Annotated in this window: 11 protein-coding genes; 7 read left to right on the forward strand and 4 right to left on the reverse strand. The window is 36.7% G+C overall.

Annotation, left to right across the window (positions count from 1 at the left end; translation table 11 throughout):
- The first annotated feature begins 606 nt into the window (after positions 1–606).
- From ku to I215_RS13235, 6 genes are all read left to right on the forward strand, one after another.
- A complete protein-coding gene (gene ku, locus I215_RS13210) occupies positions 607–1380 on the forward strand; it encodes a non-homologous end joining protein Ku (RefSeq protein ID WP_008992485.1) in 774 nt (257 codons plus the stop codon).
- 2 nt (positions 1381–1382) lie between these two features.
- Positions 1383–3824, forward strand: a complete 2442-nt coding sequence (gene ligD / locus I215_RS13215; RefSeq protein WP_008992486.1) for a DNA ligase D — start codon at positions 1383–1385, stop codon at positions 3822–3824.
- Between the two features lie 283 nt (positions 3825–4107).
- Positions 4108–5322, forward strand: a complete 1215-nt coding sequence (locus I215_RS13220) for an efflux RND transporter periplasmic adaptor subunit (RefSeq protein ID WP_008992487.1) — start codon at positions 4108–4110, stop codon at positions 5320–5322.
- Between the two features lie 129 nt (positions 5323–5451).
- Positions 5452–8631 carry an efflux RND transporter permease subunit gene (locus tag I215_RS13225; protein ID WP_008992488.1) on the forward strand — a complete coding sequence of 1060 codons (3180 nt, stop codon included), beginning with the start codon at positions 5452–5454 and terminating at the stop codon, positions 8629–8631.
- A 2-nt stretch (positions 8632–8633) separates the two neighbouring features.
- Entirely contained in the window at positions 8634–10112 is a 1479-nt protein-coding gene (locus I215_RS13230; RefSeq protein ID WP_008992489.1) for a TolC family protein, read from the forward strand.
- A gap of 610 nt (positions 10113–10722) precedes the next feature.
- Positions 10723–11127: a GreA/GreB family elongation factor gene (locus I215_RS13235; protein ID WP_008992490.1), complete on the forward strand. Its 405-nt coding sequence runs from the start codon at positions 10723–10725 to the stop codon at positions 11125–11127.
- Between the two features lie 141 nt (positions 11128–11268).
- Here I215_RS13235 and I215_RS13240 read toward each other — a convergent pair whose 3' ends face one another.
- The 4 genes from I215_RS13240 to I215_RS13255 all read right to left on the reverse strand — a co-directional run bounded on the left by I215_RS13240 (position 11269) and on the right by I215_RS13255 (position 19778).
- The gene (locus tag I215_RS13240; protein WP_008992491.1) at positions 11269–14331 is read right to left on the reverse strand and encodes a ligand-binding sensor domain-containing protein; all 3063 of its coding nucleotides are present in this window, start codon (positions 14329–14331) and stop codon (positions 11269–11271) included.
- A gap of 427 nt (positions 14332–14758) precedes the next feature.
- Positions 14759–16555 carry an ABC transporter ATP-binding protein gene (locus I215_RS13245; RefSeq protein ID WP_008992492.1) on the reverse strand — a complete coding sequence of 599 codons (1797 nt, stop codon included), beginning with the start codon at positions 16553–16555 and terminating at the stop codon, positions 14759–14761.
- A 154-nt stretch (positions 16556–16709) separates the two neighbouring features.
- Positions 16710–18500, reverse strand: coding sequence for a ribonucleoside-diphosphate reductase subunit alpha (locus I215_RS13250; protein ID WP_008992493.1), 1791 nt, complete (start codon positions 18498–18500; stop codon positions 16710–16712).
- Between the two features lie 3 nt (positions 18501–18503).
- Positions 18504–19778, reverse strand: coding sequence for a ribonucleotide-diphosphate reductase subunit beta (locus I215_RS13255; RefSeq protein WP_008992494.1), 1275 nt, complete (start codon positions 19776–19778; stop codon positions 18504–18506).
- A 665-nt stretch (positions 19779–20443) separates the two neighbouring features.
- On the opposite strand from I215_RS13255, the gene I215_RS13260 reads away from it, so the two are divergent.
- Positions 20444–21886, forward strand: a complete 1443-nt coding sequence (locus I215_RS13260; protein WP_008992495.1) for an arylsulfatase — start codon at positions 20444–20446, stop codon at positions 21884–21886.
- Positions 21887–21947: the final 61 nt, after the last annotated feature.

Consider the following 21947-nt stretch of genomic DNA (forward strand, 5'->3'; position numbering starts at 1 on the left):
TGTTGGAGACACTTTTTACTTCTCATACCACTATTGATAATAGCTACCAATTGCTCGGCGAAGTTTTCTTTAAGATCGGAAAGATTCATAAGTGTTAATTTTACGTTCCACTTGGCTACTACCTATAAATATACAAAAAATCTAGAGACTTAATTATAACAAATTCAAAGTGAGTGACTTAAACTACTCGGAAAGGGGATTGAGGATGGTCGTGGTACAAAATATAAATAAACCAGAACCTACCCATTTATGTTCATATTATTTGATAAATATATCATACAGACAGCAATTGCCCCAAGGATTCAATTTGATCTATTCTTATTTCATTTAAAAATAATATTAATTAAGTGGCGCTTGATTCCGCCGAGATCACTGATAAAAACAATTCATTTTCGTTAATCAATTTCAAACTCATGATTCTAGATAACTATGGTTTTCGTTTCCAATGCTATTTTACTAGGTAAATAAAATTATAATTAGCCACCAAAAAATTTCTTTTATATCTATAAGGGCTTAAATACTAGTATACAATTAGTTTTTGTTTAACATTATAATGGCTAACTTTATAGGGAGTAGGTTTAGTTTTAACTCTTAAAGTCAAAGGATATGAGATCAATATGGAATGGTAGTATTAGTTTCGGATTAGTATCTATACCTATAAAAATGTATTCAGGCTCAGAGGATGGAAGAGTCGATTTAGATATGTTAGATAGGCATGATAATGCTCGGATTAGGTATAAACGTATCAATGAGGAGACTGGGAAGGAAGTGGATTGGAAGGACATTGTCAAGGGTTTTAAGACAGAAAATGGGTACGTTGTGCTCGAGGATGAGGATTTCGATAACGCTAATATGAAGAAGAGCAAAACGATCGATATAGAAGAGTTTGTCAATGAAGATGAGGTTGCTGAGGTACTTTTTAAAAACCCGTATTTTCTTGAACCTCAAAAGGAAGGGAAAAAATCATATAATCTTTTAAAAAATGCTTTAAAGAAAACGGGAAAACTTGGGGTTGCCACTTTTGTAATGCGTCAAAAAGAACATCTAAGCCTTATAGGAGTCTACAAAAATGCTCTAGTGCTCCACGTAATCCGCTTTGCAGCAGAGATACGTAATCCAGGGGATCTAAAATTACCTTCTACTAAGGTGTCTAAAAAAGAGGTTAGTATGGCCGAGTCTTTAATTGAGCAGTATACTACTAAATTTAAACCTGAGAAGTATAAGGATGTATATAATAATCAGTTAATGAAGATTATAAAAAGTAAATCTTCTGGGAAGAAAATTAAGCCAGAAAAAATAGATTCGACACCTACACCTGCCAAAGACTTAATGGCTCAATTAAAGGCAAGTCTTGAAAAGAAAAAAGCTAAAGCCTCATAGGGATGAGTTTAGAGGAGTACATAGAAAAAAGAAAATTTGACTCCACACCTGAACCCATTGGTGAGATTGATCATGAAAATGGTGGTCGCTTCGTTGTTCAAAGGCATCAAGCCACAAAATTACATTATGATTTACGCCTAGAAATCCAAGGGGTACTTAAAAGTTGGGCGATTCCTAAAGGTCCCTCTCTGAATCCAAAAGACAAGCGGTTGGCTATCCATACCGAAGATCACCCAGTGAAGTATCTCTATTTTAAAGGGATCATTCCTAAAGGAAATTATGGAGCTGGGATTATGGATATATGGGATCATGGTACATTTAAAATTTTAGAACCCAAAAAGTATGGAGATGCCATTGATCAACATTTAAATGGGAATATGAAAATTTCACTTTCAGGTAGTAAATTGAAAGGCGAATTTTCTCTGGTTAAGATGAGCAATGCCCAGGATAACCATTGGTTGCTTATAAAGAAGAAGGATCGCTACGCCACCAACTTGACTTATGATTCAGAAACCTTCGTGGAGCCCAAGACAATAAAAAAGGAAACAAAACAGGTCATAGAGATTACTCCAAAGGAATTCATAAAACCAATGCTAGCTAGTTCAGCTAAGAAAATCTTTAATGATCCTAATTGGATATATGAATTAAAATATGACGGGTATAGGATGGTTTCTTCTATTATTGAAAATAAAGTCACATTATATTCACGTAATGGGATCTTATACAACACGAAATTCAAAACAATTAGAAAGGAACTCGAGGAGATTCCTCACTCAGCTATTCTTGATGGAGAGATTGTTGTAGTAGATGAAAATGGGATCCCTGATTTTCAAAAGCTACAACATTATGATCCAGCCACCACTAGGGGGACATTACAATATTTCGTGTTTGATTTGTTGTTTTTAAACGGTCATAGCACATTGGAACTTTCTCTTATAGAGCGAAAAAGTTTATTGCCAGATGTGTTAGAGGGACTTGATAATGTTATATACTGCGACCATGTGGAGGGAATGGGTGCAGCATTTTATAAAAAAGCCATTGATGCTGGTCTTGAAGGAGTTATGGCTAAAAAATCCAGTAGTACCTATACTCCTGGATATCGGACAGAGGACTGGCTTAAAATAAAGGCATTTGAATCTGAAGAATTTTTAATTTGTGGATATACTGATTCAGTTAGCGGAGGATCTATATTTGGCTCCCTGATTCTTGGGGCCTACCGGGATGGTGCCTTAAGTTATGTTGGAAATTGTGGATCTGGATTTAGCAGTGCAATTCAGAAAGACTTATTAAATAAACTAAAGGGTTTTAAAAGTGATCAAAGTCCGTTTGATTCAAAGATTAACTTAAAGGGGAGAAAAGCAAATTGGGTTACCCCTGAGCTGATTTGCGAAGTAAAATATAGCGGATGGACTGATAAGGGCATATTAAGACATGCTGTTTATAAAGGGCTAAGAGAGGATAAAACTCTTGTGGAGATTTCGCAAGGGAAAACCCAAGATAATACCCTTGAGACGCTCTCAACGAGCGACACTAAAGCTTCTGAATCTTCTTTGTTGGTTGATGGGATACACGTTCCAATCTCAAATATTGATAAAGTATATTGGCCAGAAAGTGGGTTAACCAAATATGATTTGATCGATTATTATATCAAAGTCTCTGAGACCATACTCCCATATTTGGTGGATAGGCCAGAGAGCTTGCACAGACATCCCAATGGCATTGATATGGATAGTTTTTTTCAAAAGGACAATGAACATCTGCCAAGTTGGATTGAAACTTTCGAAATTTACTCCAAATCAGGGGAACGAGAAATCAAATACTTGCTTTGTCAAAATGAGGCTACCTTGTTGTATATGGCAAATTTAGGGTGTATTGAACTAAATCCATGGAATTCTAGAGTTAAAAATATAGATAATCCTGATTACACAGTCATTGACCTGGACCCTTCTGATAAAAACACCTTTGACCAAGTTATTGAAACAGCACAAGTGGTCAGAGAAATCCTCGAGGCCATAAAAATAGAAGGCTATTGTAAAACATCTGGCTCTAGAGGACTTCACATTTACCTTCCACTCGCAGGATCCTACAACTATGAGCAGGCAAGGAATTTTACAAAACTTATCTGTCTTTATGTACAAGAAAAGCTTCCTAAATTAACCTCTTTAGAACGTTCTATAAAAAAAAGAGGAAAGAAAATCTATCTGGATTTTATGCAGAATAAAAGAGGTCAAACTTTAGCTGCGCCGTACTGCGTAAGACCTCGGACTAAAGCTCCTGTATCAACACCTCTTTTATGGGAGGAGGTTAAAATGGGGTTGAAACTTACTGATTTTAATATTCACACGGTTCCAGATCGTATAAAATCCAAAGGTGACCTATTCTCTGGTGTTTTAGATTCTAAAATAGATATGGTGGAGGCCATAGAGCGATTGGATCAATTGTAAGTGTTTGTTATTTGTATCAAACTAGGTGCTACAAACTGTGATAGTCTTATTAACGGCGGCGGCTATCTAAAAACGGAAGTAATTTCTAAATAAAAGGTTAATATTTTACTTTTTTAAGTCTGTAAAAGTCCAATTAAAAGATTTTTACGTAGGTATGTTGTGAAAATGAAAATACGTCAACTTTCATTTTGTTGCATATTAACATTTTTTTAAGTGATTTAAGATACTCTATACAACCTAAATTAAATTATTAAATATTATTAATGATTAAAGTTTTAATTGAATGAAAAAATTTTCGCAAGGTAATGTAATAAGCCTTGGTGTTTTATCAACTGTACTACTCGTATTGATTAGTTGTTCATCCAAAAAGGATGATAAAAACATGAATGAACTCGCTCTTCCTGTTTTTGAAGTAGATACAACCACAGTTATCCTTGATAATGATTTTTTAGGGACGGTAGAAGGTAAATATGATGTTGAAATTCGTCCACAAGTGGAAGGGGTTCTTCAACAGGCATATGTAGATGAGGGTGATCACGTAGAGAAAGGGGATAAACTATTTAAAATTGATCCTTCTCAATATCAAGAAGATCTCAACAGTGCTTTAGCTGAGGAAAATGTTGAACAAGCAAACCTTATCAATGCACAAACTGAGGTAGACCGATTAAGGCCTTTGGTGGAAAATGAAGTAATGGCACCAGTTAGACTTCAGAAAGAGCAATCAAATTATAAAGTAGCAGAAGCGAATTTAAAACAAGCTTCAGCTGCGGTAAGTAATGCAAAGATCATATTGGGTTATACCACCATTACAGCCCCTGTTAGTGGGTATATTGGTCGGATTAAAAAAAGACTTGGAAACCTAGTAAAACCAAGTGATGATGAGCCAATTACCGTGCTTACTGGTGTACAAGAAATATACGTCTATTTTTCAGTTAACGAATCTGATTTCTCCAAACTTAGAAAAACTGATCCGACTGTAAGGGATACAGTTTCCAAAGAAAAACGTAAAGAAATTGGCCAAAGGGTTTCCTTAATATTACCTGATGGTACAGAGTATTCGGAAGATGGATTTATCGATGCTACTTCTGGGCAAGTCAATAGAAAAACGGGTACCGTAACTATACGGGCAACTTTTCCTAATGAAAACGCTGTGTTGCGTTCAGGAAATACCGTTACATTAGTTAGACACGATCTTAAAAAGGGACGGATTTTAATTCCTCAAAAGGCAACATTTGAATTACAAGCAAAAAAGTTTGTAATAAAATTAACCCCTGAAGGCTACACAGTTCGGCAGCTAATTGAAATCGAATCAGAAGCTCCAAATAACCAGTATATTGTATCTTCTGGATTGCGAAAGGGCGATCGAATTTTGGTTGGAGGAATGGAAAAGGTATCGGATAGTACGAAAATTAAACCGTTGCCATATCTCCCTGATACACTGGTTGCTCCTACGAATAATTCTCTCAAACTGATTGATTCAATGAATCATCAGGATTAACTAAAACAAGCTGATTAGCCACTCTTTAATTATAAATTTTTCAAGCGCCCTGAATTGAATCAATTGTATTTGTCACGCTGAGGTGTTAAAATTTATATTGAGCGGTTTTAAAGTAAAATATAAAAAGCGATGTTAAAAAAATTTATAGATCGTCCTATTTTATCAACAGTAATTTCACTAATCATCCTTGTGTTAGGATTTGTTGGATTAGTGGAGTTACCCATTACCCGTTTTCCAGATATTGCACCTCCGAGTGTAAATATTTCGGCTTCTTATCCAGGAGCGAGCGCGGAAACGGTAACCAGTAGCGTATTAATGCCTTTGGAAACCACCATTAATGGGGTAGAAGGTATGAATTATATGCGGTCAAAGGCCTCCACTGGGAGTGCTTCAATTACGGTTTATTTTAAACAGGGAATTGATCCTGATGAGGCAGCAGTAAAGGTGCAAAACCGGGTCTCTGACGCTACAACTAACTTACCTGTTGAGGTGATTGAGAGTGGAGTTACAGTAAAGCCTCGACAATCAGGATCCATAATGACCATCAATATCTTTAGTGATGACCCGTCTTTTGATGAGACCTTTTTACAGTCTTTTACCAATATTAATATCATTCGTCCCCTTCAACGTATCGATGGGGTGGCAACCGTTTCTCGAATTGGAGGAAGGAACTATGCTGTTCGAATTTGGTTGGATCCCAATAAGTTAAGGGCCTATGAGCTAGTACCTAGTGATATTGATAAAGCTATCGATGATCAGAACTTTGAGATTGCTCCAGGGCAGTTCGGTCAAAACACTGATCAGGAGTTTCAGCTTACCATTAAATATGCAGGACGTTTTACCTCTAAAGAGGAATTTGAAAATATTATTTTAAAAACCACTGAAGAAGGTGCGATACTTCGCTTAAAAGATGTGGCACGGGTTGGACTCGAAGCCACCAATACCAATGCGATGAACACCGTTGATGGAAAGCCAGGGCTGACCATGGATATCACCCAAAATAGTGGTGCCAATGCGCGAGATATTGATATTGCAATCCGACAAACCATGGAGGAGCTTTTTGAGAGCTTCCCAGAGGGAATGAAATACAATATTTCTTATAGTGTAAAGGATCAAGTTGATAATTCCATCAAACAGGTGGTGCATACTTTAATAGAAGCCTTTATCCTGGTGTTTATTATTATATTCATCTTTCTACAGGACTTGCGAACTTCTATTATTCCTGCAATTACGATTCCTGTTGCCTTAATCGGGACCTTTTTTGTTATCTACTTATTAGGCTTCTCCATAAACGTTTTGACCATGTTTGCCTTGGTGCTGTCCATTGGTATTGTCGTGGATGATGCAATCGTTGTTGTAGAGGCCATTCACGAGAAAATGGGACGGGGAAAAGAAAACCCCTACCAGGCCTCTGTAAGTACCATGGGAGAAATTGCTCCAGCTATTGTTTCGATAACGTTGGTGATGACCGCGGTGTTCTTGCCTATTGGATTTATGCAAGGACCATCAGGTATTTTTTATAAACAGTTTGCCTATACCTTGGCTATAGCGATTTTGATATCCGCAATTAACGCTTTGACATTATCACCAGCACTTTGCTCACTGATTCTTAAAAATCCACATAAAGAGGATGATAAAATTACCCACGGGCAAGAAATAGCGCCTAAAAAGCCAAAAGGAAAAAGAGAAAAAGCAAAGTCACTTTTGAAAATCTTTTTCGTGAATTTTAATACCGCCTATGATAAGATGTCTCATCGGTATATTAAATCTATCATTGAGTTGATAAGAAGAAGAAAATTAGCTTTGGGAGGATTGGTAGTGGTGTCACTTTTTGGTTTTTTAGCCATGCAATACACGCCTACTTCATTTATTCCTGATGAAGATAACGGGTTTATAATATTCTCTTTGAAACTCCCTCCAGGGTCCTCTTTGGCAAGAACCAATAACTTACTTGAAAAAGCAATTGCTGAGTTTAAGGATCGTGAGGAAATTAAAACCATTTCTACATCTTCGGGTTTTAATGCAATTGATAATACTACGAGTTCCTCATATGCGATGGGATATATTAATATGTACCCTCATAATCAGCGAAAAGGAATCAAGGATATTAATCAATTTATCGACACCCTAAGAGCGGATTTATCTGGCATTAAAGATGCAGAGGTTTCTGTATATACACGTCCTACTGTGCAAGGTTTTGGAGATCAAAATGGGGTTCGATTCGTGGTTGAAGATGTCATTGGAGAAGATTTTCAAGCTCTTGGGAAGGTGTCACAACAATTTTTAGCGGATTTGAATGCGCGTCCTGAAATATTACAAGCGACTACCACTTTCGATGCCAATTTCCCTCAAATTGAGATCCAGGTGGATAGAGAAAAAGCAAAGGTGATGGGTGTGGGTATTTATGACATGCTAAACAATGTGAGGCGTTATTACTCTCGTGTTAGAACAAGTGAGTTTAATCTTTTTAACCGTCTGAACTTTGTTTATGTTCAAGGGGAGCCTAACCTTACAGCATCTCCATCCTCACTTGATGATATATATGCGCGTAGTAATGACGGTAATATGGTGCCGGTTTCAACACTGGTAAAACTTCGTCGAAGCTTCGGTGCAGAAATTACCACCCGACACAATATGTACAACAGTGTGGAGGTTAGTGCTATACCCGCTAGTGGATATAGTACAGGAGAAGTTATGGATGCCATTGAAGAGGTAACCCGAGAAAAGCTACCGGGTAACTACAAAACGGACTGGACAGGCCTGAGTAGGGAAGAGAAATTATCATCAGGTCAAACGGCTGTTATCATCCTGCTTAGCTTCCTTTTCGTATACTTACTTCTTACGGCTCAGTATGAAAGTTATATCTTACCGCTTTCAATATTGTTATCTGTTCCTGTAGGTCTTATTGGAGTGTATGGACTAGTTAACTTGGTCGGTTTGGAAAACAATATCTATGTACAAGTTGGATTGTTGATGCTTATTGGACTTTTGGCTAAAAATGCGATATTAATTGTGGAGTACTCAATGCAACAAAGACAGCGAGGCGTGAGTATAGTGAAATCCGCAATCATCGGAGCTCGATTACGCTTGCGTCCTATTTTGATGACCTCCTTAGCTTTTGTAGCTGGTATGATACCACTTATGTGGTCTTCGGGGCCATCGGCAGTGGGTAACCATTCTATTAGTTATGCAGCAGCGGGTGGAATGCTCTCTGGAGTAATTTTAGGCGTTTTTATTATACCAGTGTTGTTTGTTGTCTTCCAATCTTTGGATGAAAAGTTAAAAGTTAATATTAAAAGAGAAAAATAAGAATGGCGATGCGAATTTGTTTAAAATACATCACGGTAATAACTTTTATTATCTCTTTGGTTGCCTGTAGCGCCAAAAAAGAATATACCACAAAGGATATGGAGCTTCCAGAGGTTTTTCAACTTCCTGACTCCATAGCTCAAGTACCTGATAGTGTACTTATCCCAAGGGAACAACTCTTTAAGGACTCTGCCTTAAGCCGACTCATAAAAAGTGCCTTTAAGAATAACTTTGAATTGCGTTTAGCTGATAAGGATATGGCCATAAATGATCAGTATTACAAAGAGTCTAAAGTTGCCTTTCTTCCAACACTAAACCTAAACCTTCTAAATATAGAAAGGGAGTGGAGTTCTGAGAATAGCAGTAGCTCTCCTGAAGCTGGTTGGTATGAGCATAGGGGGACTGATCCTCCAAAAAATGGATTTGTGAGTAACTCTTCTTTTAGTAGTACAATGCTTTTTAATTGGGAGATCGATATTTGGGGTAAGTTGAGAAATCAGAAAATAGGTGCTCGTGCATTGTATCAGCAATCCTATGTGGCGCGTAAGGTGATACAAACAGAACTAGTAGCCACAGTTGCTGAAGACTATTACACTCTGTTGCGTTTGGATGAGCAGTTTGAGGTTGCGCGTAAGAACCATAAGTTTAGAGATAGTACCATGCAAATGATTAAACTTCTTTATAACGCAGGTGAAGTTTCGGCCTTAGCGGTTCAGCAATCAGAGATTCAGGTATTAGAGGCCTCTGCGCTTATGTCTCAGTTGGAAGAAACACGAGAGATACAAGAAAATAACTTGCGTTTACTCGTAGGTGAATTACCTGGGAAAGTAGAACGCGGTAATAGTACAACTAAGGATGAATTACCTTATCAGGAGGTGTGTAGATTGCCTTTATATTTGGTGCAAAACCGGCCTGATGTTCAGGCGTCACTTTATGGATTAGCAGCGGCCAATGCTAGGGTAGGGGTAACCCAAGCTCAGCGTTTACCTAATTTGTCCATATCCATGGAGGGTGGGTTAGAATCTGTCTTACCACAGAATTGGTTTAATATTCCTGGGTCGTTGCTTGGGGGTATAGTAGGGAGTCTTACGGCACCACTTTTAAATGGTCGTAAACTAACTACAGAATTTGAAGTTGCCAAACTTGAACGAGATAAAGCAGAAATTGATTTTCAACGCAATGTCTACAGTGCTATTGCGGATGTTAGAAATACCTTGGTTTCATTGCAAAGACTAGAGGATCAATTGGATATTGCTATTAAAAAACAATCCGTAGCACAGAATGCTCTAAAGAGTTCGCGAATGTTGTTCCAATCTGGATTTGCAGATTACCTAGAGGTAATTAGAGCACAGGGCGAGGCCTTAGAAACGGAGTTAAATTTGGTTACCACCAAAACTAACCTTTTGACAGCTCGTATCCATCTATACCGCGCCTTAGGTGGAGGATGGGAGTTGGATCAACCTGATCAGACTCAGCCATAAGATTATTTTGTAGCCCCATAGATAATGCCTCTGTTAGCTAAGCCCCAATAGCTAATAGGGGTTCTTTTTGAAAATGTATATGCTGAGAATTCCAACAATCCACATATGCTTAAATTTGATGTACCTACTTGATCTAAAATGTATTTAATAATCCATTTATAGATTCCCGTTTTGATCCCTTATCGGGGCGTATTTTCCGTAGTGGGGAATTATTTCCCAATAGGTGATTTTAAAAGTTTTTAAAATTTTACTAACATATTGATATTTAGTAAATTATAATCAATTGCGTGACTGAGCTAAAATAGGGCACAACATTTGCTATTAAATGATTGAGTGTATTTTGTTTTCTTTTTGAATTCAAAATATTTAAAGGTATTTCTGTAGGCTAATTCATTTTCACAAGTCAATTAGCTGGGGATACCTTACATCATTATGTACGGTTGTTAAGTAATAGGTTTTAGAGGGATCATCCGATTCTTCTTGGATACCTGATGCTGTTTAATTTAAAAAAGTTAGGCGGTTGGACAATCAATTTATACAACACACTATATTTTAAGATTTTAAAACAAACAATAAAAAGAAGATATTATCTTCATTATACTATAAGATCATGGAAAAAATAAAATTAATCATCGAGAAAAATGAACTAGAAGTTCTTAAAGATTTGGTAAAGAATTCTAATTATTTTAATGATAATGTTCTTAAGCAATCTGTCAAGGAATTATTGGAAGAGTTTAAGGATTCACAAGTTTTAACCCAGGAAGAAATGCCTGAGGATGCCGTGCGTCTTAATTCAAGGGTGACGGTTCATTTAGGTAATGGATGGAGCAATACTTTTAAGATTGTCCATCCTAAGGATAGTAATATAAAGCAAAATCTTTTTTCCATACTTTCTCCAATGGGGTTTGCTTTATACGGTCATCGCAAGGGGGATGTTTTTACCTGGAAATTCCCTGCTGGGCCTCAAACTATTACAGTAACCGAGGTTGAAAATTCAGAAGTGGTGCCACAATAGGCTACAAAAGGCTTTCGAGTCAATCGCATTTTCTTTAAAAATATTACAAACAGTAGCACAAAAAGGAGCTTAATTTCTAAGTGATTATTGTTTGTAATATTTTTTTATTCTTTTCCCTTCTGCTCTAATTCTCTTACATGGCTAAATGGTAGTTGCTTTCGAAATTTCCAAGAGTTTATCTAGTACTTTTTCATGAGACTCTAAATTGAGCTTTTTCTTTAATCGGTGCCTAGCAATCTTTACGGAACTCAGCGAAATCCCAAATAAGGTAGCCATGTCTTTTGAGGTAAATTTCATAAGAATTAAGGCGCATAATTTAATGTCCCGCTCACTTAAGTTTGGGTAATTTTCTTTTAAGTTATTGATAAAGCTGGGGTGGATTTCATTAAAAAGAGAGTAGAAGTGATCCCATTCCTTATCGAACATAAAACTATCGTTAATGTGGTCAATTAAGGTGGAGATGTTCTTTTTGTTGATTTCTTTTTGCTTGAGCTCCTTTTTTAATTTTTCTTTTATGGTGTTTAGCAGGTCATTTTTATGTACTGACCTAAGGGTGTTATTTGTTAATTCTTCGTTTTTAAAATTGAGTTCGGCTAGCAATTGCTTTTGTTGCAAATTGTGGTGTTCCTGTTCAATTTTTAGGATTTTCATTTTATTTTCAATGATTTTATTATGTTGTGTTTTCACCTCTTCTGTCTTATTCTCTAGAAGGTGTTTTAACTTTAGTTCACTTTGTTTTAAAAACGAAATCCTCCAGCGGTAGAGTATGCTTATAATTACTATAATAAGAAGAAAGATAGCCATGCGGAACCAAAATGTCTGCCAGAGTGTTGGAAGCACTTTTATCTGCAGGTTAGAGATGTATTTACTAGGATTCCCGCTTTGATCCACAGCTCTTACCTTCAAAGTGTAGTTCCCTGGGTTTAAATTGGTGAAAGACAAGGTGCGGAGATTCCCTACTTCATTCCAGGAATCTTTCAATTGATCAATAGAATAGGAATACCTTGATTCCTCTGATGCCATAGGATCTGAACTAGTGTAAGTGACTGATAGAAAAGTAGTTTGTGGTTGGAGTATTACGGTTTTATCAGGGTTGTTTTTATAACTCGAGAGCTCAATAGAGTTTAAAAGAGTTTCTTCATTATCATTTTTTGCATTCACGGACGTGAATGTGATTCTAGACTCTAAAGTGGTAGGTTGTAGTTCATTTGGTGAAAAAAACGAAAGCCCATAGGGTCCTGCGGTGTATATGTCTCCGTTTCTAGCTAAATGAGCACGGCCTCCATTAAAAGAATGTATTCCCTCATTTTCGCCGAAATTGGTGATGTTTCCCTGAGTATCTATTTTGGTTAATCCCATATTAGTGCTTAGCCAGATATTGTCGAAGTTGTCCTTTAGAATGCCTTCAATAATCTTTCCTTTGATGCTTGATTGATCTTCATATTTTTCAAAGGTATTGGTAGAGCGATGGTATTTATTGAGCCCATAACCATAGGTCCCCGCTAAGATGGACAAATCACTGGCTTGCCCAAGAGAGCGTATGTTATTACTACTTAATGAGGTGCTATCATTTTTACTGTGAAAGAAACTTTGTTTATAAAAGGAGTCTCCTTGTTCCTCATAGCGAAATAGTCCATTTGCAGTTCCGATCCACATATCATTCTTAACGTCTTTAAAAATAGCATTTACAAGATTCGAAGATGAGGTTATATGGTCATTAGGAAACAGGCGATGAATGATATTAAATTCCGTGTCTAACACCGTTATCCCAGTCCTATGTCCTATCCATACATTCCCGTATTTATCCAACTCCAAAGCATTTGTCCCTCTTAATTTGCCTGACACTTTTAAGGGAAGGAATTTATTTGTTTTGATATCTAAAACACTGACTCCTCCTCGTAAGGTAGCAATCCAAAGCCTTTTGTTATTATCCTCCAAAAGCGACATAACAATACTTCCGCTGAGATCTTCATTGTTTTTTGGATTGTCCATATAAAAGGATGTACTCTGATTCTCTGGAGAGTAACGAACCAATCCATTTCTTCCCGCGGAGAGCCAAATGTGTCCAAAACTATCCTCCAATATAGTGGATCCTTGTTGGTCCTTATTTGAAAACCCCACTTTAAGTGCTGGGACATTTTTAACTACAAAACTATTTTTAACTATGGATAAACCGCCATGAACGGTTGCTAGTAAAATATTGTTGTTGTGACCTTTTTCAATGGCTAAAATGGAGTTGTCAGAAATGTTTTGTGGGTTATAATAATTCTGGGTGTAATAGTGAAATTCCTCAGTGGTTTTGTCAAGGAGATTTAAACCTCCGCCATCGGTGCCGATCCACAGTCGTTGTTTATCACTTAGTAGGCTAAGGACAATATTGTTATTAATTGATTCGCCTGAAATAGTGTTTTTAGTGTAGTGCTTTAATTTTTTGTCCTTGGTGTTTATCTTAAAAAGACCATTTCCGTCGGTTGCTACCCAAAGGTATCCATCTTGATCTAATGCAAGATCATTGATTCTTGAGGTATTATGTTTGTCTAGGAAAACTTCTGTGATCTGGTCTTTGATAAGTCTTTGTACTATTCCATGTGAAGTACCTAGGAGTAAACTTCCATCTGGGCTTATAAATATGCTGGTAATAGTATAGTTCTTATGTAAGTTGATCACCTGAAAACTTTGGTCGATAATGGAGCCATTATGGTCATAATTGAGCTTCACCAAGCTACCTGAATTGGTACTCAGATACGCTAAATTGTTATCTAGCAGCGCAATACTAATCATATTTTGATCGAGTATTCTTTGAATTTCTTTATCTGGGTGTTGAACTTTTTTAAATTCTGTTTCTCCTTTAATTAAAACATATAAGCCCGTATAGGTTGCTGCCCATATATTTTTATGAGCATCTTCAGCCAATTGATTAATACTAGAATTTCTCGATAGCGTAAAGGACATGGTTTGATCACCATCATAGCGATCTACTGCTATTCTGTTACCCATCCATAGTATTCCATTTGAGTCTTGAAGCACGGCCGAGATTCGCTTTGAGGAAAGACCCTCTTTGTGATCGATCGACTTAAACCGTAAATCATATTGTTGAGCAATTGTTAGATGTAGTGAAAGAAAGAAAAAGATTACAAACTTGATAAATAAGAAATTCACACCTAATACCTTTTTGTTTGCTCCTTTGTATGGTATATGTAACATGTTTTTCACCTAAAACCCCTTTAAATGCTTGTTGCAATATACAATATGTATCCCAAAAGTAAGGCATATGTATCCTGAATGTAAACCCTTACTTTTAATAACTATCTAAATATAAGTTATACTTTGCGGACAGAAATCAAATCCATAGGTGTAAGGCGAAAGCTGATTCTTATAAAAGATAGCTATCAGTACAAATCTAACCTTTTGGTATGAATAAAAAAATTGAAATTACAACTCTTACTTTGGCTTTTAACCTTACTTGGAGTTTAAAGTTAAACTATAGGACATAGATACGATTTAGGTTGGTTAGCTAGTTTAGTCTAGCAGATAATAATTTCCCGTTCAGCATTCCACAGAACGGGAAATTTTTCTTTTTTAAGCCTCCACTGTATTACCGTATTTTACCGATTTTTAGTGTTACAGATGGTTAGTAGTGTTCTTCTCCATCGTCGAAAGTCTTGGCTATTTTTTCGATATTTAAACTCCGAGCCATGGCATCAAAGATATTTCTGTAAACGCTCTCATTGGCGTAGATCTCTTGGTGCGTTCCAGATTCCACGACGCTTCCCTTTTCCATGACATAGATGCTATCTGCATCTATAATTTGAGAAATACTATGTGAGATGATAATAACGGTACGATCCTTTTTTATGGCATCTAAGCTGTTTTTAATTTGTTCCGTGGCAATGGCGTCTAAACTTGCGGTTGGTTCATCAAGAAAGATAATAGGAGGGTCTTTGAGAAACATTCTCGCAATAGCGATTCGCTGTTGTTGTCCGCCAGAGAGTAGCAGCGCGTTGCTTTCGAATTGTTCAGGAAGCTCTAGGATTTGCTGGTGAATATAGGCTTGTTTTGCCGCGTGTTCCACTTGTTTCATGGTTGCATTGGGATTGCCATAACGAATGTTATCGGCTATGGATCCACTGAATATATGGTTCTTTTGAAGTACTAAACCGATATTATTTCTAATAAATTGAGTGTCGTAATCCTTTAAGGGGATATCATCTAGGTAAATTTCGCCACTTGTGGGTTGGTAAAATTTATCTAACAAATTGATTACAGTACTTTTTCCTGCTCCACTAAGACCTACAAGGGCAGTTATTTTATTGGGTTGAATCGTAATGTTGATTCCTTTTAGAGCCTTTGTTCCGTTGGGGTATGTGAAGTCTACATTTTTAATCTCAAATTTTCCTGCGATGGATTCTGGGGCATATTTCCCTGAACGCTCCACTTCGTCTTCTGAATTTAAGATCTCAAAATAACTTTCCGAGTATATCATTGCATCGTTCATCTGGTCAAATATGCGATGAAGTTGTCCGATTGGGGCTGTAACATTATTAAATAGCAGAATGTGGAACATGATCATTCCAATGCTCATATAGCCTTGTAATACTAAATAGGCAGTCAGGATAATAATGATCACCGTTCCTATTTGTTCCACAAATGTTTTAATACCATTAAAGAGAAATCCTGTTCGCTGGGTTTTGAGTTGGTTGTCTGTCATCTCAATTTGAATCGTATTTTGTTTGTCGGATTCAATAGTCTCTCGATTAAAGGACTTTATTACGGTTATGGACTGGATGATATTGACAATTCCCTGGCTTTTTCGCTCCCTAAATTCACGCATGTTTCTTCGCCATCCACTAAGAGTTCTGGCTTGTTTTATGGTGATAAATATATAAATGGGTACAATACAAATCCCCACTAAACCAACCCAGAAGTTTGCATTAAACATCAGAACTAATGCGATAAAAGAATTGGCAAATAGTGGTAGGATATTTATGAAAAAGTTTTGCACCAGCTGTGTTAAACTTCCTATTCCACGATCGATTCTGGTTTGCAATTTACCCGATTCATTGGTGGTCGAGGTGTAGAATGACATGCGGTAGGTTAGGATTTTATCCACGATGGTTTGGGCTAGGTCCCTAGAGACATAGATGCGTAATTTCTCCCCGTAATATTTTTGGCCAAAGGTGATAAAGACATTTATGAGTTCTTTACTAAGAAGTATGACCGATATGATAATTAAGATATCCAATCCTTCTTTTAAGCCAGCTCCCTCTTGTAGTAAGGCGTTCACTTTGTCAACGGTATACTTAAGGGTTAGTGCATTGACCTGCGCTGTAAAGGAGCCAATAAGCGTAAGAAAAAGTGCTGCGAAGACCAGCCAACCGTATGGTTTGACAAATGGCCAAACGTTTTTAAATAATTGTGGTAGCGTCATTTAAATACATGTAATACACTCAAAGATATTTAATTCTTTATAAAGGGGGTAAAAATAGAGCCTTTAGTGGTTTGAATACTAAAGGCTCCATAACAATTTTTAATATTTATGAAAACAGATTTACCAATTAAGTGGCTTTAATTTTAAGGGCTGTTTATGCTTCACAGCTTGCACATTCTTTTTTCTGTTTAAATTTCTGAGCAGCATTCATACTGTGTTGATAGTACAAGGATTTTAACCCTAGTTTCCAGGCAGTAACATGAATGTTGTTGATTTGTTTAACCGGCATCTCTGGGTGTACAATAATATTCACGGACTGTCCTTGGTCGATGAATGGTTGACGTCCAGCTGCTTGGTATATAATATCCAATTGATCAATCTCAGAATAGGTTTTAAATACTTCTTTCTCTAAGTCTGTTAGGAATTCTAAATGTTGCACAGAACCGTCCATATCTCTAATGCTTCTCCAGACTTCCAAGGTATTTTGTCCTTTTGCTTCTAATAATTCTTCTAAGAACGGATTTTTAATCGTGGTTTTGATCTTTGCAATATCTTTTACATAGATATTAGACCAAATCGGTTCAATTCCTTGAGAAACTTGCCCTAGAATAAAAGCTGATGAGGTAGTTGGAGCAATGGCATTGAGTGTAGCATTGCGTCTTCCGTATCCTTTTAATACTGCTGGTTCTCCAAACTTCTCGGCAAGTTCTTTAGATGCTTTATAGGAACGATCTTGTATAGTTTTAAAGATTTCGTGGTTTAGATCAAATGCTTTTTGTGAATTAAAAGGCAACATCCTAGACTGTAAAAGTGAATGCCACCCTAGTACTCCTAATCCTAATGCACGGTTTTCTTTAGCAAAATTATAAGCTCTTTCCATAAATAGAAAAGTCTGACGATCTTCTCTGTCTTCGGAATCTTTGTATACATCTAATTTCTCAATAAACTCCGTGATTACAGCGTCCAAGAAATAAATCATGGTCTCTACAGCATCGGTATCTTTCCATTTGTCATAATGTAATACGTTTACACTAGAGAGTACACATACAAAAGACCAGTTGTCATTAGAAGGCAACATGATTTCAGTACAAAGGTTACTTGCATAGATGCGGTGGTTTTTATCCTTATATGCGTCTACGCTACCATTGTTAGCGTTGTCTGAAAAAAAGATGTATGGGTACCCCATTTCTCCACGACTTTGTAGTACTTTAGCCCAAGTCGTTCTTTTTTCGACATCTCCGTCAATCATTTCTTGCATCCACTTATTACTGACTGTTACCCCGTGAGTCAATTGCTGGATTGGGTTCCCTTCAGTTCCAATTTCAAGAAATTCTTTAATATCCTTGTGATCGATTGGAAGATAAGGTGAGAAACGGCCTCTACGTACCGAACCTTGACTTACTACATCTACCATCGATTCAAATAATTGCATAATATGAACAGCACCAGAGGCTTCTCCATTATTTTTCACAGGAGCCCCACGGTGTCTAATTTTACCGAAATAACCAGATGTTCCACCGCCGAGTTTGGACATCATACCTACCTCAGACTGGGTGTATAGGATGTTCCCCATATCGTCATCGATATGTGATCCGAAACAACTTATTGGAAGCCCTCTTTCTTTTCCAAAATTTGACCACACTGGAGAGGCCAAAGAAAAGAATCCTTCGGACATATAATTGTAAAACTTATCGGCGTAGCCATCAATTTTCAAAATTTGTTCAGCGCGCTCAGCGATTTCTCGTATCCTAGCTTTAGGTGTAACACCCTCGGTTAAATAACCGGAAGCCAAAAACTGTTGGCTGTGTTCATTCAGCCACTTAAAACCGTCGTCATTTGATTTTGCCGTACTAGCTAAAAAGCCTTTACGTGCGTCGATCAATTGTTGTGCGTTGTTGTCTAAAGTTTCGGTTTGGGGCTGATGATTGAGTGTTTTCTTTTCCATATACTAAAATAAATCGTCACTGGTTATACTTTGTGTTCTTTTGCTATAATTGATAGACCGTTTTACGAAGAAGTCACCGTGTTTTGTGCCGATGATTTCGTCGTCAAACCATTCCGTTTCTGCTAACAGTTTTTCATCAACTTCAAATACTTCTTTGATGCCGATACTTGCAAGGGACTTGTTGAAACGATTTTTAATAAACTCATTAACTACATTCTTAGGTAGGAAATCGAGTTCACCTTCTTCAAATATCCAATCTACAATTTTACTCTCAGCAATGAAGGCGTCTTCGCATAGTTGCTGAATAAGTAGTTCGTATGATTTGTCAAACCATTCTGGTTGTTCTTCTTTTATAATGTTAATGATGTCAATTCCAAAGTCTCCGTGTATTTGCTCTTCTTTAGAGGTGGCCTCTACTACATTTGAAATTCCTTTAAGCATGTTTTTATGCTTGTTAAAGGCCATAATGATTAGAAATTGTGAGAACAGAGAAACGTGCTCTATGAATAATGAGAACAATAATATTGACTCTGTATACTGCCGAGTGTCTTCACTTTTTGAGTTTTTAAGAGCGGACTCTAAATACTGCACCCTTCTCATAATGACAGGCTTTTTCTTTAAGTCCTCAAACTCCTTATTCAAACCTAAGATCTCCAGTAGGTGTGAATAAGCATCGTGGTGCCTAACTTCACTCTCTGCAAAAGTAGCTCCTACCGAACCAATCTCTGGTTTAGGCATTCTATGGTATATATCACCCCAGAAGGTTTTTACAGCGACCTCTATTTGAGAGATGGCCAACATGGTGTTTTTAATAACACTCTGTTCAACTGGAGTTAAATTTGATTTGTAATCTTGAATATCACTAGTGAAGTTAAATTCTGTATGTATCCAATAGGAATGACGTATTGCCGGAACGTATTCGTATAATTGTGGGTATTCATAAGGTTTTAAATTCACACGTTTTTCGAAAATGTTACTTTTTCTACTTTGTGCCTGTTTGTTTCTATATAAAATATATGCTTTGGCTACATCGTGAAATTCACTAGTCATTAACCTTTCTTCCACCACATCTTGAACTTCTTCCACTGTGGGGATATAATCTTGATGTTGCTGACCTCTGTCTAACAAGGTCTGATTTACACTCTCGGCTATGCGATTCGCATCCTCTTCTTGCCCATGTCCAACGGCTTCCATGGCCTTGAGGATCGCCTTGCTTATTTTGTTGAGTTCGAAGGGTTTTTGAGTAAAATCCCTCTTAATAATGCGGGTAATAGTCATAACTGAATGGATAAAAAAATTGATTTCAATACGAATAATGTAAAGGTCAGAATAATTTACGCACAAAACCATAGCACCCAATTTATGTTCTCAACATTTTATCAACAGTTTTTGTGTTTGCAGTGTATCTAACTGAATATTAATTAAATGTAGTTGTTTTGTTTGAAAATTCAACAAGTTGGATGGTTGTGATTTTACCTAATAAACAAGGGTTGAAAATGTCCTTAAAGGCAATAGGGTAACGGCGGGGAGCAATTTAATTATCTCTAAAATTATTTTTGTACTGCAATACATAATTTTTGAGGTTTTTTAAATTGGTTCAGCAGAATCTCATTTCAAGAATGATTAAAATTATGGCTGTGCGAATTTTGGATTTTTCGGCAATCCTATGATCGAATTATCTTTGTGTTTAATCACTTTAAAAATAATTAAAACTACAATAATTAATGAAGTCTAAGTGTCTAATTTCTGTAAACGAAGTGAAGATACCTTTTATAAAGTTTTTTAATGGTTTCAAATAGTTTGTTTAATTATTATAGATGGTTATTAAAAGTAAATTTTGAGAGGAGATTAATTTTGTTTAGTAGAAGTATTTAATACTTTTAACTGTTCAATAAAGTTTATGTTGTATGCTTCATATAACATGACATCTAAAGTAGTATCCTATGCATCGTATTACCATATTCTATAGTTTTTTAATCTTTCTCGCTATTACTTCATGCCAAGAAAAGAATGGCAATTCTAAAGAGTCTGAAAAGTTAAGCTTAAAACCAAATATAGTATTTGTATTAGCAGATGATTTAGGAATTGGGGATTTGGGTAGTTATGGACAAGAATATATTAAGACACCCAACCTAGACCGTATGGCAAAAGAAGGGATGCTCTTTACAGATTTTTATTCTGGCAGCACGGTTTGTGCTCCATCTAGGGCAAGTCTTATGACGGGAAAACATACAGGGCATTTAACCATTAGAGGTAATGGAGAGTTTCCTTTGAAATCTACTGACACTACTATTGCTCAAATTCTGAAATCTCAAGGATATCACACCGCTATGTTTGGTAAATGGGGGTTAGGACTGCAGGGTACATCAGGATCACCAGAGAAAAAGGGATGGGATGAGTTTACAGGTCATCTTCATCACGTGGATGGACATTTTCAAAAGCCAGATTCGCTTTGGTCCATTGAGAAAGGAGGAGTTAAAAAACACGCCATAGAAGATGATGCTTTTGCAAATGAAATATTTACCCAGAAAGGGATTAATTTTATAGATAAGCAAAGTGATAATCAACCGTTTTTTCTCTTTATGTCCTATACGGTTCCACACGCAGAATTAAGGGTTGAAGATAAATATTTAGCGCCTTATTTGAACAAGCATGGAGAAAGTATTTTTGAACCTGAGAATCCTTGGCCAACTGGACGTCATTACGGACAGCAAAAATATCCCAAGGCAGCCTATGCAGCTATGGTAACTAGTTTGGATTCTTATGTAGGGAAGTTGTTGGAAAAACTAAAATCTAAGGGTCTTGAGGAAAATACCTTGGTTATTTTTACCAGTGATAATGGAACACATATTGAAGGAGGAAGGACAAAGGAAGATGTCAAATTCTTTAACAGTACAGCAGGTCTTAGGGGGGTCAAACGGGATTTGTATGAAGGTGGGATTCGAACTCCATTTATTGCCCACTGGCCTGGAACTATCCCAAAAGGAAGTATAAGTTCAGTAACTGCTGCCTATTGGGATTTGCTGCCTACTTTCACTGAATTGGCTGGATATAAAAAGCGCCTAGAAACTGATGGGTTTTCTATAATGGATATTTTATTAGGCAAAACAAAGGACATTAATCGTGAATTCCTGTACTGGGAATTTCATGAAGAAGGAGGTAAGATTGCCATTCGTATGGGAGACTGGAAGGTGGTTTGGACAAATCTGCTTGATTCTAATATATCAGCCAAATGTGCTGTGTACAATCTGAAAAACGACCCTTATGAATCGGTTGATTTATCTAGTAAACATCCAGATATTATTGAAAAAGCTAAAGAGCTTTACAGGCAACAACATCAGAGATCAGAAATTGACAAATTTAGGATTTCAATACCAGAAAATTAATAAGTAGTGAGTTGCCAGTCACTAAAGTAATTAAATTTTGATTTACAGAGTTTAAGTTTGA

Source organism: Galbibacter marinus, assembly GCF_000300875.1.
Lineage (GTDB): Bacteria > Bacteroidota > Bacteroidia > Flavobacteriales > Flavobacteriaceae > Galbibacter > Galbibacter marinus.